A 15366-nucleotide genomic window follows, 5' to 3' on the forward strand; every position below is an offset into this window, starting at 1 on the left:
AACAGAGACTTTGAATACCCATAGGTTCAATTCATGAATTGACCCGACCAAAACACTCAATATTTAGAGACGTTGCGTAAGTCCTATATTATCTATCAACTATCAACTATCAACTACCATGATGAATTTACCTGCAATCATTTCTATTTCTAGCTTTATCGGTGTAATGTTCTTTATTATGACTGAAAGATTACACCTAACAACGGCTGCTTTTTTAGGGGCATTAATTTTAGTATTTACCCATGTAATGACTCTACAAGAAGCAGTTGAGTATATTAGCAAAAGTCATGGAACTTTAGGCCTCTTTTTTGGAGTAATGATCTTAGTTAGAGCCTTTGAACCTACTAAGATTTTTGAATATTTAGCAACCCAAATGGTGTTAATGGCTAAAGGAAGTGGCAAGCTTTTAGTCTTGGGAGTTATTGCAATTACAACCCCAATATGTGCGGTTTTACCGAATGCCACAACGGTCATGCTTTTAGCACCATTAATTCCTCCCATTGCTCAAGAAATTGGGGTAGATTTTGTTCCTTTACTCATTTTAATGGTGTTTGTTGCTAACAGTGCAGGACTGTTAACTTTGGTAGGTGATCCTGCTACATTTATTGTAGGGGATTCTATTAATTTGAGCTTTACTGACTATCTATCTCGATTAAGTTTAGGAGGAGTCCTTGCTGTTGTTACAATTTTAGCTATATCGCCCTTCCTATTTTCTAAAATTTGGAACACAAAATTTACCCATTTAGATGAGTTACCTCACCCCAAAATCAACCATCCTAAAGTGTTAATGGTTGGAGGGATAATCATTGCTTTTGTATTGTTGTTTTTTGTGATTGGTGAGTCTTTGCCTATTCCTATTGCTCCCGCATCAGTTGCTTTATTGGGGGCAGCCTTGGCTTTGATTTTAGCCAACCAAACTAAAATTGATACGGTCAATAATATCTTGAAAGATTTAGATTGGAGTACCTTAGTCTTTTTTATGTCTACTTTTGTTTTAATTGGAGGATTAGAAAAAACAGGTGTCACCAGTTATTTATCAAGTCTTCTTGCCTTACTAATTGGCAAAAATATCATTTTAGGGTCTTTGGTTCTATTATTTTTAGTGGGAATTTTATCTAGTATTGTTCCTAATATTCCTCTAGTTGTGGCAATGGTTCCCTTACTTAAGGAATATATTGTTAATATTGGTATGGCTAGTCCTGATATCCTAAATCCTGATTTTTCTGGTCAGCTTCCTCCCGAAGTTTTGCCCTTATTTTATGCCATGATGTTTGGGGCAACATTAGGGGGGAATGGAACCTTATTAGGTGCATCTTCTAATATCGTCGCTGCGGGGGTTTCTGAACAACATGGTAGACCAATTTCCTTTAAAACCTTTCTAAAATATGGCTTACCAGTCATGGGAATGCAATTAGTTGTCTCTACTTTATATGTGGTGATTTTCTTTCTGAGATAATTGTCACGATATAATTTGATTGAAGGAGGCAGGAGGCAGAGGGCAGAAGGCGGTCTTCGGTTAGAGGGGGATTCAGACCCACCTCTAATCGAAGAACGCCAAATCACAGATCTTGGCAGGGGTCTTAAACCCAGTTGGGCGAGGCAAAAAGGCTTTATTTTCTCTCTAGAAATTTTCCCTCCTGCGCGGATACCTCCTACCTCCTGCCTCGCCCGAAGGGCAGATCAACATTGTTCCGTAATCTAACAGGTAATATGGAAAATTTTCTCTCCCTTTTTCGTAATAATCCATTGGTTTCTTTTACCATTATTCTCTTGGTTATTTTAACCTTACCGCCTATTTTTGAGCGGTTGCGTCTACCTGGTTTAGTCGGACTGTTATTTGCCGGGGTTGTCTTAGGTAAAGATGGTTTAAATCTTTTAGATCATGACTCAGAAAGTATCAAACTTCTAGCAGACATTGGCAAAATTTATCTAATGTTTGTGGCAGGATTAGAAATTGATATGGTAGAGTTTCGCAAAACTAAAAATCGTTCTATTGGTTTTGGAATACTAACTTTTTCCGTTCCCCTAATTGCGGGGCTAATGGTGGGGAGATATTTTGATTTTAGCTGGAACACTTCTATTCTGATTGGTTCACTTTTAGCTTCTCACACACTCTTAGGTTATCCTATTGTGCAACGCTTAGGAGTGGTGAGAAATGAAGCTGTTATGGTGACTATTGGGGCTACAATTTTTACGGATATTTCTGCTTTATTAGTTTTAGCAATTTGTGTTTCCATTCATGGGGGCGATTTTTCTGCTACCAGCTTAGTTATTCAATTAATCTCTTTGGCTATCTATTCATTGATAGTTTTGTTTGGATTTGATTGGTTAGGAAAAGAATATTTCCGTCGGACTGGAGACGAAGAAAGTAATCAATTTTTATTCGTTTTATTGGCTTTATTTCTCGCCGCAGTAGGGGCCCAAGCGATTAATGTTGATAAAATTGTTGGTGCATTTTTAGCGGGGTTAGCAGTTAATGATGTGGTAGGAGAAGGGCCAGTTAAAGAAAAGGTAGAGTTTGTGGGAGGAACCTTGTTTATTCCTTTCTTTTTTGTGGGGATGGGTTTATTATTAGATATTCCTGCCTTTCTGAACACAATTCAATTTGAATTTTATCTAGTAATTGGAATTGTTGGAGCATTAATTGCTTCCAAATTTATAGCTGCATTCATGGCTAAAGGAATCTATCGTTATACTTGGCAAGAAGGACTGACGATGGGATCATTATCATTACCTCAAGTAGCAGCAACTTTAGCAGCAGCTTTAGTAGCTTATGAAGCGAAAAATGCTTTAGGAGATAGGTTAATTAATGAGGCAGTTTTTAATAGTGTCATTGTTTTAATGTTAGTCACTTCAATTTTAGGCCCAGTTTTAACAGCACAATTTGCCCGAAAATTATCCATTCCTAAAGTTCAAAAAGACGGAGAAGCAGAGATTTCAGATACCATCTTAGAGGAATGGTTGCCCCAACTTCAATCAGAAACATCTTCTTTTTCCTCTCCTTTTACTGTTGTTATTCCCATTTATAATCCTAATACCCAACGAGATTTAATTGCGATGGGAGCATTATTAGCGAAACGAGAATCTGGTATTATTATTCCTGTTTCTATTGCGATCGCTCATGTTCACATGGATGATGAGCAATTAAATAGTAAATTAAAAAATAGTCAACTTTTACTAAATCAAGCGTTAAGTATTAGCGAAGAATTTGAAGTAAAAACACAACAGATTATCCGCATTGATGATGATGTAGCCAGAGGAATTAGTCGAGCAGCTAAAGAAAAAGATGCTAACTTAATTATTATGGGATGGGGTCGCAATACGGGGTTACGCGCTCGACTATTTGGTAATGTCATTGATAGTGTTTTTTGGTCTTCCCATTGTCCTGTTGCTGTGATGAGATTATTAGATCATCCTGTTAATTTGAATCGCATTTTAGTCCCTATTAAAAATCTGACACCTGCTACCATTGACACGGTTCGTTTTGCCCAATTATGTGCTGATGCAAATCAGGGATCGATTACATTATTAAATATCTGTGATCGCAAAACTTCACCTCAACAAATTACAGATTTCAAACAAGAGTTATTTCAAATTATCGCCCAAAGTCCCTTTGCAGTGAAAACTAAAATTAAAATTATTACCCATGAAGATGCGCCAAAAGTCATTATTCGTACGTCTCAAAATTTTGATTTAGTAGTATTAAGATCATTTCGTCGTCGTACCGCAGGGGGTTTAGCTGTAAGTGATGTGACAACAGAATTATTGAAAAAGCTAACCTGTTCTTTAGTCTTATTTGGGGAACCTCATTCTTAAGGTAAAACAGAGAAATTAGACGAGATTCTACCGTACAAAGCTGAAAAAGCTGAACGGTCGGTTCGTAAAGTAAATCCAGCAGGAACTTCTCAACATTGTGCAATGTGTTTGAACAGGGTTCCAAAAGAATTGGGAGATAGATGGCATCATTGTTCTTGTGGTGCATCAATGCTCCGCGCCTTAATTCTGGAATCTTGAACAAAAAAATGGGGCTGGGTGTCTCCCTCACTATAAAACGCGAAGGTCGAAAGACTGGAGAAGCCGACGCTCATCTGAGTACAGATAGAGCGCCGGGAGTACATCACGTTCCATAGCAATTTTTGTGAAGACTGTTAAGTTTATGCGATAATTTGTAACATAGTTTTTAATATTTGCTTACTTCAAGCAATGACTGAACGACCTACAGAAAAAACCCTGGCTGAGCTTGCACCAGCCGACTACGAATGCCGTCTCTGCGGCTATGTTTACGAACCTAGCAAGGGAGACGGTAAAGGAAATGTTTCACCTGGAACCCTCTTTGAAGAATTGCCCAGTGACTGGCGATGTCCAGTCTGTGGGGCCCGTACCAATCAATTTTCGAGTATTGGGGCGAGTAAAGCACCCTCTGGGTTTCAAGAAAACCTAAACTACGGGTTTGGGGTTAACAACCTCACTCCCGGCCAAAAAAACCTGCTCATCTTTGGGGGACTGGCCTTAGGGTTTCTCTTTTTCCTGAGTTTATACGGGTTAAATTAAGTTTCAGGCGGTGGCTCATCTAAAGGCGATCGCCCACTGACGGAATAATTAACCCCATCCTCATTCTATCTGACTCGATTAGCTGATTTTCCAATGTTTATGAATGTCTTAATGAGAAAACTGAAACAATTTGTAATATTAATAGCCATTTCCTTATTTTGCATTAGTTGCAGTAACGTCCCTTCCACCCTCAATAACCCTTGGAAGACAATCTCCTTAGAGACAGATGCTACCTTTGCGGATATTGCCTTTACTGATAACCCTCAACATGGCTGGTTAGTGGGAACCAAAGCAACTCTATTTGAAACCACTGACGGGGGAGACTCCTGGCAAACACGCCAACTTGATCTCGGTGACGAAAAAATCAGCTTTACTGCTGTCAGTTTCAACGGGGAAGAAGGATGGGTCACGGGTAAACCCGCCATTTTACTTCATACTGAAGATGGTGGAGAAAATTGGTCACGCATTCCCTTAAGCGAAAAACTCCCTGGTGCGCCTGATGGTATTGTTGCCCTTGGCCCCGAAACTGCTGAAATGGTGACTGATTTAGGGGCTATTTACAAAACTACCAATGGCGGTAAAAATTGGACAGCCCTAGTCGAAGGTGCTGTGGGCGTGGCTCGTAGTATCACGCGATCTCCTGATGGCCGCTATGTGGCAGTATCAGCACGGGGTAACTTCTATTCCACCTGGGAACCTGGGCAAAGCGAATGGACACCCCACAACCGCAACTCTTCTCGCCGACTCCAAAAAATGGGTTACAGTGAAAAGGGAAACCTCTGGTTATTAGCCAGGGGTGGACGACTTCAATTCAGTTCCCCAGAGGATTTGGAAGATTGGCAAGAAGTGGTCTATCCTGAACCATCTACCAGTTGGGGACTACTAGACTTGGCTTATCGCACCCCCGAAGAACTTTGGGTGGCTGGCGGTAGTGGCAACTTACTGGTTAGCTCTGATAACGGGGAAAGTTGGCGGAAGGATAGAAGTGTTGAAAATGTGCCATCCAACCTCTATAAAATCGTTTTTGTTAATCCTGAAAAGGGATTTATTTTGGGACAAGACGGTGTCTTACTCAAATATGAACCTTCCGCAGAAGCGGCTTAAGTATGTGACATAATATGTCGCGTTGTATCAGTTTTATGCAGCAGTAAGTAAGACTGTTTCAGAATCGTAGTAGACTAGATTTTGCCATTTGTAATTGATTCAACAGGAGAAACTTAAATGTCAGGTACTACCGGAGAGCGTCCATTTACAGATATTGTTACCAGTATCCGTTACTGGGTAATTCACAGCATCACCATTCCTATGTTATTTATTGCTGGTTGGCTGTTTGTTAGCACAGGTTTAGCTTATGATGCTTTTGGGACTCCCCGTCCTAATGAGTATTTTACTGCGGATCGTCAAGAATTACCGATTATTACAGACCGCTATGAGGCTGGCCAAGAAATCGAACAGTTTAATAAGTAATTAGTCTAGAAAGAGGTTTAACACCATGACCAGTAACAATCCCAATCAACCCGTATCTTATCCCATTTTTACCGTAAGATGGCTCTCCATTCATGCGTTAGCCGTTCCTACAGTGTTCTTTGTCGGTGCGATCGCCGCTATGCAGTTTATTCAACGATAGGAGTCATTCATGGACAGAAGTAAAAACCCCAACCGTCAACCTGTTGAACTGAACCGTACATCCCTATATTTAGGGTTACTTTTAGTTGCAGTTCTTGGTATTCTATTTTCCAGCTATTTCTTTAACTAATCTGTGTTTTTTAGACATTATTTAGGAGGTAAATCATGTTTGCAGAAGGAAGAATTCCCCTTTGGCTTGTCGGTCTAATTGCTGGTATCGGAGCTATTTCCGTACTTGGACTGTTCTTTTACGGTGCCTATGCTGGTTTAGGTTCTTCAATGTAGAATGCTCAGCATTAAATGCTTATTAATCATCCTGGAGATGTTTAATAAGATAACCGCCTGTTGATGAAAATAGGCGGTCTTTTTTATGTTTACTGAGATCCTGCACCCAGCTTGAAAACCCCGATTTTTTACCAAATAGTAACGAAGTCATGCTTGGTTTGCTGTCTTTAAAAATCGGGGTTTTGTGATCTTATGTTTACTGAATCATAGTTTCTGCCACTAATTGATCTAATTCTTGCTGCATAGTGGCCACAATTAAATCGTAACAAGCATCCACATAAATCCGATCATTAGCTGCTTCTCTCCCATATTTTTCAAAGCAAATAGGGGGACAAACACGGGTGTGTATTGGTATAGGAAGGGGAAAATTAGGCAGAGGGCCAATACCTAGACCCCAAGGCAACCCTAAATAAATAGGAAACACCTCTGGATCAATATCATATAACCAAGGGATTCCCCATTGATGCAATTGTTTAGCCTGTTCGTAAAAATCTCCTAAAATAAATAAGGTTTCATGGGCCCCGATAGAAATTAAGGGAATAATCGTTACTTTTTCCCTTAAAGCAAGTTTAATAAAGCCTTTACGCCCTGCCAATTCAATTTTGTGTCGTTGAGTGTAAGGACGAAACACATCTTGCGCCCCCCCAGGATAAACTAAGACACCAGCATCTTGTTTTAAAGCGGCGATCGCCATTTTGGGATGGGCCCGCACGGCCCCAGTTTTAGCGGCTAAACGAGATAAGAGAGAGTTCATTGCCCACGCAGACTGGTGCATTAACCCATAGGCAGGCCGTTCTGTGCCAAAGTGACAAAACCAATCATACATCATCATCGAGGTATCTGGAGAAGCAAGTCCCCCATTATGGGAACCCACCAGTAAAACTGGCCCTTGGGAGGGAATATGATGCCAACCACTGGTTTTAACACGAAAATAATGACGATAAAACCATTCCCAATAAGGCATCATCGTTTCAATAAATTGGGGATCACGTTCGTTTAGCGACCAACCTTGTTCGGGGTGAAAAGTTTTATGATGCTTCATTTAACCTATGGTGATGATTAGACATATAAACAAAACTTATAACTATCATAATAAAACGTTTTGTTAATTTCCTTTACAAAACGTGATAAATTGTTTATTATGATAGTGTCAATACATCGTACCTTGACAAATCAATAAGGAATTATACCCAAATGACTACCACCTTACAACAACGCGAAAGCGTTTCCGTCTGGGAACAGTTTTGCCAGTGGGTCACAAGCACCAACAACCGCATTTATGTCGGTTGGTTCGGTACTCTGATGATCCCCACCCTCTTAACTGCTACCACTTGTTTCATCATCGCTTTCATCGCTGCTCCTCCTGTGGACATTGATGGAATCCGCGAACCCGTAGCTGGTTCTTTACTTTACGGAAACAACATCATCTCTGGTGCTGTTGTTCCTTCTTCCAACGCAATTGGTCTTCACTTCTATCCCATCTGGGAAGCCGCATCTTTAGATGAATGGCTTTACAATGGCGGCCCTTACCAGTTAGTAATCTTCCACTTCTTAATTGGAATCTTTTGCTACTTAGGTCGTCAGTGGGAACTTTCCTACCGTTTAGGAATGCGCCCTTGGATCTGTGTTGCTTACTCTGCACCTGTATCTGCTGCGACTGCTGTTTTCTTAATCTACCCCATCGGACAAGGTTCTTTCTCTGATGGTATGCCTTTAGGAATCAGTGGAACCTTCAACTTCATGTTCGTGTTCCAAGCAGAACACAACATCTTAATGCACCCCTTCCATATGTTGGGAGTTGCTGGTGTATTTGGTGGTTCTTTGTTCTCCGCAATGCACGGTTCTTTAGTAACATCTTCCTTAGTTCGTGAAACCACTGAAGTAGAATCTCAGAACTACGGTTACAAGTTCGGACAAGAAGAAGAAACCTACAACATCGTAGCTGCACACGGTTACTTTGGTCGTTTAATCTTCCAATATGCTTCCTTCAACAACAGTCGTGCATTGCACTTCTTCTTAGGAGCATGGCCTGTAATTGGTATCTGGTTCACCGCAATGGGTGTATCTACCATGGCTTTCAACTTAAACGGATTTAACTTCAACCAATCCATTCTAGACTCACAAGGTCGTGTAATCGGAACCTGGGCTGATGTATTAAACCGCGCTGGAATCGGTATGGAAGTAATGCACGAGCGCAACGCTCACAACTTCCCCTTAGACTTAGCTTCTGCTGAGCCTATTTCCGCTCCTGCTATCAATGGTTAATTCCTTGATTACAACTAAATAAATAACAAAAAGCACTCTCTAATTTTAGGGGGTGCTTTTTGTATGGATAGTACAACGACTAGCAATTTTTGTTCTGATTCAGGGCATACTGTCAACAAAGATCAAACTTTACAAACTTAGTCAGTATTTAGCAGATCGTAAGATAATGACAATTACAGAAGATTTCGATTTTGAAGCGGTAGTAAAAAATGCTCTTAATCAGGCTTTGAAAGAATGTGGCCATGTGAATATTTTAATTGCTGGACGTACTGGTGTTGGTAAAAGTACCCTAATCAACGCCATTTTTCAAGGAAATTTTGCAACAACGGGTCAAGGTCGTCCTGTTACTCAAAATACAAGAGAAATCAAAAAAGAAGGAATTCCACTGTCTATTTTTGATACTCGTGGACTTGAAATGGCTGATTTCACTGAAACACTGGATGCTGTGAGGTCATTCGTCAATGAACGTGCGCGACAAAGTGACCCTAATCAACATATCCACGTTGCTTGGATAAGTTTAGCTTATCACTCCTAAAGGTAATACTAATGTTAAAGCACTTTACAAACTGTTACAAATTGTCTATGATAGTATCATCATACAAAAGGCAAACTGCTGAAAGGCAAAAAGCCAAAGTTATCGTACCTTGAAAAATCAATAAGGAATTATACCCAAATGACTACTACCTTACAACAACGCGAAAGCGTTTCCGTCTGGGAACAGTTTTGCCAGTGGGTCACAAGCACCAACAACCGCATTTATGTCGGTTGGTTCGGTACTCTGATGATCCCCACCCTCTTAACTGCTACCACTTGTTTCATCATCGCTTTCATCGCTGCTCCTCCTGTGGACATTGATGGAATCCGCGAACCCGTAGCTGGTTCTTTACTTTACGGAAACAACATCATCTCTGGTGCTGTTGTTCCTTCTTCCAACGCAATTGGTCTTCACTTCTATCCCATCTGGGAAGCCGCATCTTTAGATGAATGGCTTTACAATGGCGGCCCTTACCAGTTAGTAATCTTCCACTTCTTAATTGGAATCTTTTGCTACTTAGGTCGTCAGTGGGAACTTTCCTACCGTTTAGGAATGCGCCCTTGGATCTGTGTTGCTTACTCTGCACCTGTATCTGCTGCGACTGCTGTTTTCTTAATCTACCCCATCGGACAAGGTTCTTTCTCTGATGGTATGCCTTTAGGAATCAGTGGAACCTTCAACTTCATGTTCGTGTTCCAAGCAGAACACAACATCTTAATGCACCCCTTCCATATGTTGGGAGTTGCTGGTGTATTTGGTGGTTCTTTGTTCTCCGCAATGCACGGTTCTTTAGTAACATCTTCCTTAGTTCGTGAAACCACTGAAGTAGAATCTCAGAACTACGGTTACAAGTTCGGACAAGAAGAAGAAACCTACAACATCGTAGCTGCACACGGTTACTTTGGTCGTTTAATCTTCCAATATGCTTCCTTCAACAACAGTCGTGCATTGCACTTCTTCTTAGGAGCATGGCCTGTAATTGGTATCTGGTTCACCGCAATGGGTGTATCTACCATGGCTTTCAACTTAAACGGATTTAACTTCAACCAATCCATTCTAGACTCACAAGGTCGTGTAATCGGAACCTGGGCTGATGTATTAAACCGCGCTGGAATCGGTATGGAAGTAATGCACGAGCGCAACGCTCACAACTTCCCCTTAGACTTAGCTTCTGCTGAGCCTATTTCCGCTCCCGCTATCAATGGTTAATTCCTTGATTGAATAAAACTGAATAGTTAACAAAAAGCACTCTCTATAAAGGGGGTGCTTTTTGCTGTGTATGTTTTGTGTTTATCGATAGAATAGAATGATAAACTCTTGACTTTGGGAGAGGTAAAATAATGACTTTACAGGAAATGATTAAATCTTTTCAAAGTTTATCAGATGATGAACAAGATTTGTTATTGGAAATTCTGCATCAACACAGGTTCAAGGCAAGAGAAAAGGAAATTTTGGCTAATTTTCAGGAATTAAAAGAAGCGATCGCTGAGGGGACAGCTAAAAGAGGAACAGTGGAAGATTTAATTGCTGATTTGAATGAGGATTAATAATGGATCTGATATGGAGTGAAGGGTTTAAGCGTTCGTTTAAGAAGCTAATTAAGAAAAATCCTCAGTTAAAAACTAAAATTTTTGATGTACTTAGAAAACTAGCAGAAGACCCATTTACACCGTCTTTAAAAACCCATAAGTTAAGTGGCAATTTAGAAGCATTATGGTCTTGTTCGGTAACTTATGATTGCCGAATTATTTTTAATTTTTCGGAAGATGGGGAATGTTTAGAAATCATCATTTTGCTAATTGATATTGGTAGTCATGATCAAGTGTATAGAAAATAGACTGATTTTCCTGTTTTATGAGTTGCTATAATAATTATAATTAAGTATATCCAAGGGGTGTTTTGTGAAAATCATTAATATTAATCAAGCTAAGGATGAAATCGAGCAGTTGGTCAATCAAACTAATGATAATCATCAACCGATTCTTTTATCGGGTACACAAGGAAATGCCGTTTTAATTGCAGAAGAAGATTGGAATTCGATTCAAGAAACACTTTATTTACATTCTATTCCTGGTATGGTTGAGTCCATCATTGAAGGGGGAAATACACCGATTGAAGATTGTATAAATGAAGCGGCAATTAGAGACATTTTAAATGGATAATTGGCAATTAGTTTTTACTAAACAAGCTGAAAAAGATACGAGAAAGCTTGTGAGTGCTGGCTTAGTAAAACAAGTAACTAAGTTGTTAGATATCTTAAAAGACAATCCTTATCAATCTTATCCAAGCTATGAAAAACTTAGTGGTGACTTAGCTGGTTATTATTCTAGACGGATTAATATTCAACACCGTCTAGTTTATCAGGTTTTTCCAGAGAAAAAAGTTGTGAAAATTATACGGATGTGGAGTCATTATGAATAAAATACATTGAGAGAAACTTTAGAATAAAGATCATGAGGGAACTGGTTTTAACCCCTACAAAATATCAGTTAAGTCCAAAATAAACCCAGGTAAAACATCTTCTCCTGATAGAGTTTGAGGATGATTTAAAATCTCTATTTCTGCTCCAAATCTATATATTTCTATTGTTTTAATTGATGGTTCAATTAACCAACCCAGTTGAACCCCATTATCTAAATATTCTTGCATCTTTGCTTGTAAATCAGAGTATCTTTGATTCTTAATATCACTAGGACTAACTAACTCAATAACAAAATCAGGAGCAAGAGGAGGAAAACCATCTTGTTGTGCTGTAGTCAATTGATTCCACCGATTTAACTTAATCCAACTGACATCAGGACTTCTTCTAGCACCATTAGGTAAGACAAAAACTGTAGAAGAATCAAAGACTTCTCCTGTTCTATCTATATCTGCCCAATTTCTAAGTTGTTGAGTTAAACGGCTGTTTTTTCTTCCGGCTGTGCCACCAGTAGGACTCATAATAATTAATTCTCCATCTTTAGTTAACTCCATTCTTGTTAATTGTTCCGCTTGTGCAAGCTGCTCGAATTGTTCTGGAGTTATTCTAAATCCTTTGGGAATGGTAATGGTTTTCATTTCTTTTGTTTTAACCGGTCTATTTAATTACTATAATACCCAATAAATTAAAAATTGAGGTAGCGATCGCAGATATTTATAATAAGATGTAAATAATAGCACACCCATCTTGCGTGTCTAAAGGCTAGAAGCCTATGTTACTATGGTTTATGTATTGTTTAAATATAGGATGGATTTTAAAGTGCGATCGCTTGTCTATTGGCACTTTGTCCACTAAACCTCGTCGCATTAATGATTTAATTGCTTGTAAAAATTCTGATTTAGATAATTCGCTGTTAGTAGGTTTTTGGGCAATGTTTACTCTTTCATTTTGACTAGCTAACCAGTTAATAAGCTTTTTTTCTGATGCTGATAAACGTTGTAAATGAGATTCTATTATAGGTTCTAAATCACCTAAATAAATATTATTTTCCTGATCTTCTAAAAATAGTTCAACATCCCCATCAAATAGTTCTAAAATAGTTGATGTTATGATATTTAACCAGCTAGGATGACCTTGATAAAGGTTAATTAATTGATTCCACATTTCTTGATTTTTTAAGTCTTTATGTCTTAATATCTCTTTTGCATCTTCCCCTAAACCTTGTAAACTTAATATCTGTGTATATTGATGATCCTGTTCTAATATTTCTAGATCTGGAGGAAGTTCCCAACTAATCAAAATCAAACAACTTTGATGAGATAGGGTAGCAATTTGTTTAAAGAATTTACCATAATTTTTATATTCTGTTAAATATTGACCTGATAATTCACCTATTTTAAAAATGTTTTCTAAATCATCTAGAATAATTAAACAACGATAGGATCTTAAATAATCGATAATATCAGATAATAGGTTTGATTGAGATGTAAAAAAAAACTGTTTGAAGTCATCTTTGATATCAATTAATTGGGGAATATTATCAAGACTGCGATAAATAATATAATCAAATTCTGTTTTTATTTCTTCGATTAATTTAAGAGTTAAAGCTGTTTTACCGATTCCACTTAAACCATAAATTGTTATTAATTGTGTTTGGTTTTCTATCCATTTTTTTAAGGTAGATATTTCTAAAGTGCGTCCATAATTACACCTTAATTGAGGTGCTTTTTTTAAGTCAATTATGGGGAATTTACTATCATTATTTTGACCATTGGAAAACTTGTTAAATTCATTCTCTAAAGATTGAGAATTTTCTCGACGTAAATGCGTCTAAGCTTACTAATGTAGCTGGTGTAGCTGGTGTAGCTGGTGTATTTGGTGTTCTTTGTTCTCCGCAATGGGTGTATCTACCATGGCTTTCAAACTAAATATTAGCAAAAAGCACTCTCTAAGTTTTAGAGGGTGCTTTTTGCTGCTTATATCTAGAATTTCCAAGGGGCATAATATTATTATGCAATTATTCAGCCAACGTTTCTATTTTTCTGACTTAATTGATAAAACTAAATCTAATTGACTGGTGGTTTTATTGGGAAACGTCACCGTCATTCCTAACCCTTGGATAGACTCAATAATAGCTTGACTTTCTGGATCAACTGGACTACCAGAAAAAGCCTTGAATTGAGTATAAACTTGGTTAATATCGACATAAAAATACCCTAAATTATTATTAGGTAAAAGGGCTGTAGTGCTTTGAAAATTAGGGTTATTTTGTAAAGTTTGCTGTTCTTTTTGGGTTTTAATTGTTTCCAAAGATGTTCCTAATGACATCATTAAATTTTGATTATTTAACCAACTATAGGAAAATATTACACCTTGTTGGGGAACTGTCCATTCTGTCACTTCAATATTATTAATATTACGTTGATTTAAGCTAATAGAAGGATTCTGTTGAGCGAGTTTATTTAATTTCTCTAAGGTTTGTTGTCCTGTGCTGCGATCGCTAGTTTCTAACAACATCATTCCTCCCAGTCCAAAATTAGCAATACCCCCTCGCCCTAAGTTGATTATTCCTAAGCCAAATTCCCCATCCAACCAACCAAAAACTTCACGATCAGCATCCAAATTCATCTGACTAAAACCTTGCCTAATTTCGTTGATAAAAGCTTCTCCATCGGGATCTTTAGACCCTTCTGTTAACAGTTTTGACCAACCTTTATCAATTCCTTTGCCATTCATAAATATCAAAGTTGATCCTGGAAATTCAGCCAAGACTTTACCCGCACTTGATGAGGGAATATCATCAAGAGTTTCTGGGGTAATATTAGCGATAACTTGTAAATGTAACCCCTCTTTTTCTGCTCCAATTCCTAGAAAAATAGACTCAATTTTTTCTAATTGTTTTAAGGTAGTTTCTGGCAGATCTTGAGGAGTATTAGCGAGAACTTGTGTCATCATTTCTCCATAATTGGGAATGGAGATCTGGAGGAAAGAATTTTTGAGGGTAAGGGAATCAGAAAAACTCTCTTTGACCCCTGGTTTTTCAGCATAAGAGGGGTTTCCTTTAAAGGTATCAATGGCATATTTAATCGTATCAGTTTCCTCAGCTAAAATGAGTCTATCTCCCAAAACCGCCCAACTAAAGTTATCCCCATTTGATTGTGTCGTTTCAATAATCTTAATATCTTGATATTTTTGTTCTTTGGACATCATTCCTGGTTGTTGTTCCAGTTTTTTGCCAAATTGAGCCGCTTTAATTTTATTATTAATACCTACCACCACTAAAATTTTAATATTATCATCAATTTTTGCTGTTTTCGGGGCAGCTAAAAAAGCAAATGTCACCCCATCTATCCAAGGTTGAATATCCTGTTCAAAGTTAATATTTTTATCAGAAAAACTATCAGTTTTCCACTGCTCAATATTTTTTTGCATCTTTTGTTGTGCGTCAGGAGTGCCATATTGAGAGACATTTTTCCAACTTTGGGCATTGGTAGAAAGATAACCACTTGCAAAAGCCGATTCAGGAACCACTTCTACTGCTTCTAAAGGACTCATCCCCTGATTTGGTAGAAAGGGTAATTCGCCTTGCAAATAATAGTAAGCTCCGGCACTTCCCGCTAAGATAGCAGTGATACCGATTACAGGAATAAAACCGCAACCGGACTTATTTTTAATTGACATAAAA

The 15366-nt window shown here is 38.3% G+C and carries 20 protein-coding genes; 16 read left to right on the forward strand and 4 right to left on the reverse strand.

What is annotated here, in order from left to right:
• The first annotated feature begins 121 nt into the window (after positions 1–121).
• The 9 genes from VB691_RS16320 to VB691_RS16360 all read left to right on the forward strand — a co-directional run bounded on the left by VB691_RS16320 (position 122) and on the right by VB691_RS16360 (position 6462).
• A complete protein-coding gene (locus VB691_RS16320; protein WP_323292651.1) occupies positions 122–1456 on the forward strand; it encodes an ArsB/NhaD family transporter in 1335 nt (444 codons plus the stop codon).
• Positions 1457–1710: 254 nt separating this feature from the next.
• Positions 1711–3816: a cation:proton antiporter gene (locus tag VB691_RS16325; RefSeq protein ID WP_323292576.1), complete on the forward strand. Its 2106-nt coding sequence runs from the start codon at positions 1711–1713 to the stop codon at positions 3814–3816.
• A 24-nt stretch (positions 3817–3840) separates the two neighbouring features.
• A complete protein-coding gene (locus VB691_RS16330) occupies positions 3841–4014 on the forward strand; it encodes a zinc ribbon domain-containing protein (RefSeq protein ID WP_323292652.1) in 174 nt (57 codons plus the stop codon).
• 189 nt (positions 4015–4203) lie between these two features.
• Positions 4204–4551, forward strand: coding sequence for a rubredoxin (locus tag VB691_RS16335; protein ID WP_323292577.1), 348 nt, complete (start codon positions 4204–4206; stop codon positions 4549–4551).
• 111 nt (positions 4552–4662) lie between these two features.
• Positions 4663–5655 (forward strand): photosynthesis system II assembly factor Ycf48, encoded by a 993-nt coding sequence (locus VB691_RS16340; RefSeq protein WP_323292653.1) that lies wholly within the window; start codon positions 4663–4665, stop codon positions 5653–5655.
• Positions 5656–5772: 117 nt separating this feature from the next.
• On the forward strand, positions 5773–6018 hold the full coding sequence (gene psbE, locus VB691_RS16345; RefSeq protein WP_323292578.1) for a cytochrome b559 subunit alpha: 246 nt from the start codon (positions 5773–5775) through the stop codon (positions 6016–6018).
• A 25-nt stretch (positions 6019–6043) separates the two neighbouring features.
• Positions 6044–6178 (forward strand): cytochrome b559 subunit beta, encoded by a 135-nt coding sequence (psbF, locus tag VB691_RS16350; protein ID WP_323292579.1) that lies wholly within the window; start codon positions 6044–6046, stop codon positions 6176–6178.
• A 9-nt stretch (positions 6179–6187) separates the two neighbouring features.
• Positions 6188–6307: a photosystem II reaction center protein L gene (locus tag VB691_RS16355; protein WP_323292580.1), complete on the forward strand. Its 120-nt coding sequence runs from the start codon at positions 6188–6190 to the stop codon at positions 6305–6307.
• A 35-nt stretch (positions 6308–6342) separates the two neighbouring features.
• Positions 6343–6462, forward strand: coding sequence for a photosystem II reaction center protein J (locus VB691_RS16360; protein ID WP_293154114.1), 120 nt, complete (start codon positions 6343–6345; stop codon positions 6460–6462).
• A 196-nt stretch (positions 6463–6658) separates the two neighbouring features.
• Here VB691_RS16360 and VB691_RS16365 read toward each other — a convergent pair whose 3' ends face one another.
• Complete coding sequence (locus tag VB691_RS16365) at positions 6659–7504, reverse strand: lysophospholipid acyltransferase family protein (protein ID WP_323292581.1); 846 nt, start codon at positions 7502–7504, stop codon at positions 6659–6661.
• A gap of 152 nt (positions 7505–7656) precedes the next feature.
• On the opposite strand from VB691_RS16365, the gene psbA (VB691_RS16370) reads away from it, so the two are divergent.
• From psbA (VB691_RS16370) to VB691_RS16400, 7 genes are all read left to right on the forward strand, one after another.
• Positions 7657–8727: a photosystem II q(b) protein gene (gene psbA / locus VB691_RS16370; RefSeq protein WP_323292582.1), complete on the forward strand. Its 1071-nt coding sequence runs from the start codon at positions 7657–7659 to the stop codon at positions 8725–8727.
• A 166-nt stretch (positions 8728–8893) separates the two neighbouring features.
• Positions 8894–9262, forward strand: coding sequence for a GTPase domain-containing protein (locus VB691_RS16375; protein WP_323292583.1), 369 nt, complete (start codon positions 8894–8896; stop codon positions 9260–9262).
• Positions 9263–9400: 138 nt separating this feature from the next.
• Positions 9401–10471: a photosystem II q(b) protein gene (psbA, locus tag VB691_RS16380; protein ID WP_323292582.1), complete on the forward strand. Its 1071-nt coding sequence runs from the start codon at positions 9401–9403 to the stop codon at positions 10469–10471.
• 131 nt (positions 10472–10602) lie between these two features.
• Positions 10603–10809, forward strand: a complete 207-nt coding sequence (locus tag VB691_RS16385) for a hypothetical protein (protein ID WP_323292584.1) — start codon at positions 10603–10605, stop codon at positions 10807–10809.
• Between the two features lie 2 nt (positions 10810–10811).
• Positions 10812–11099 carry a type II toxin-antitoxin system mRNA interferase toxin, RelE/StbE family gene (locus tag VB691_RS16390; protein ID WP_323292585.1) on the forward strand — a complete coding sequence of 96 codons (288 nt, stop codon included), beginning with the start codon at positions 10812–10814 and terminating at the stop codon, positions 11097–11099.
• A 64-nt stretch (positions 11100–11163) separates the two neighbouring features.
• Positions 11164–11424 (forward strand): type II toxin-antitoxin system Phd/YefM family antitoxin, encoded by a 261-nt coding sequence (locus tag VB691_RS16395; RefSeq protein ID WP_323292586.1) that lies wholly within the window; start codon positions 11164–11166, stop codon positions 11422–11424.
• Positions 11417–11683, forward strand: coding sequence for a Txe/YoeB family addiction module toxin (locus VB691_RS16400; protein WP_323292587.1), 267 nt, complete (start codon positions 11417–11419; stop codon positions 11681–11683). Before VB691_RS16395 ends, VB691_RS16400 begins: the two co-directional genes overlap by 8 nt.
• Before the next feature lie 54 nt (positions 11684–11737).
• Here the strand turns inward: VB691_RS16400 and VB691_RS16405 are convergent, their stop codons facing one another.
• The 3 genes from VB691_RS16405 to VB691_RS16415 all read right to left on the reverse strand — a co-directional run bounded on the left by VB691_RS16405 (position 11738) and on the right by VB691_RS16415 (position 15362).
• Positions 11738–12319 (reverse strand): Uma2 family endonuclease, encoded by a 582-nt coding sequence (locus tag VB691_RS16405; protein WP_323292588.1) that lies wholly within the window; start codon positions 12317–12319, stop codon positions 11738–11740.
• A gap of 124 nt (positions 12320–12443) precedes the next feature.
• Positions 12444–13424, reverse strand: a complete 981-nt coding sequence (locus VB691_RS16410; protein ID WP_323292654.1) for an NB-ARC domain-containing protein — start codon at positions 13422–13424, stop codon at positions 12444–12446.
• Positions 13425–13715: 291 nt separating this feature from the next.
• Positions 13716–15362, reverse strand: a complete 1647-nt coding sequence (locus VB691_RS16415; protein WP_323292589.1) for a DUF3352 domain-containing protein — start codon at positions 15360–15362, stop codon at positions 13716–13718.
• Positions 15363–15366 lie beyond the last annotated feature (4 nt).

It is taken from the genome of Crocosphaera sp. XPORK-15E, assembly GCF_034931425.1.
In the GTDB taxonomy this organism is placed as follows: domain Bacteria; phylum Cyanobacteriota; class Cyanobacteriia; order Cyanobacteriales; family Microcystaceae; genus UHCC-0190.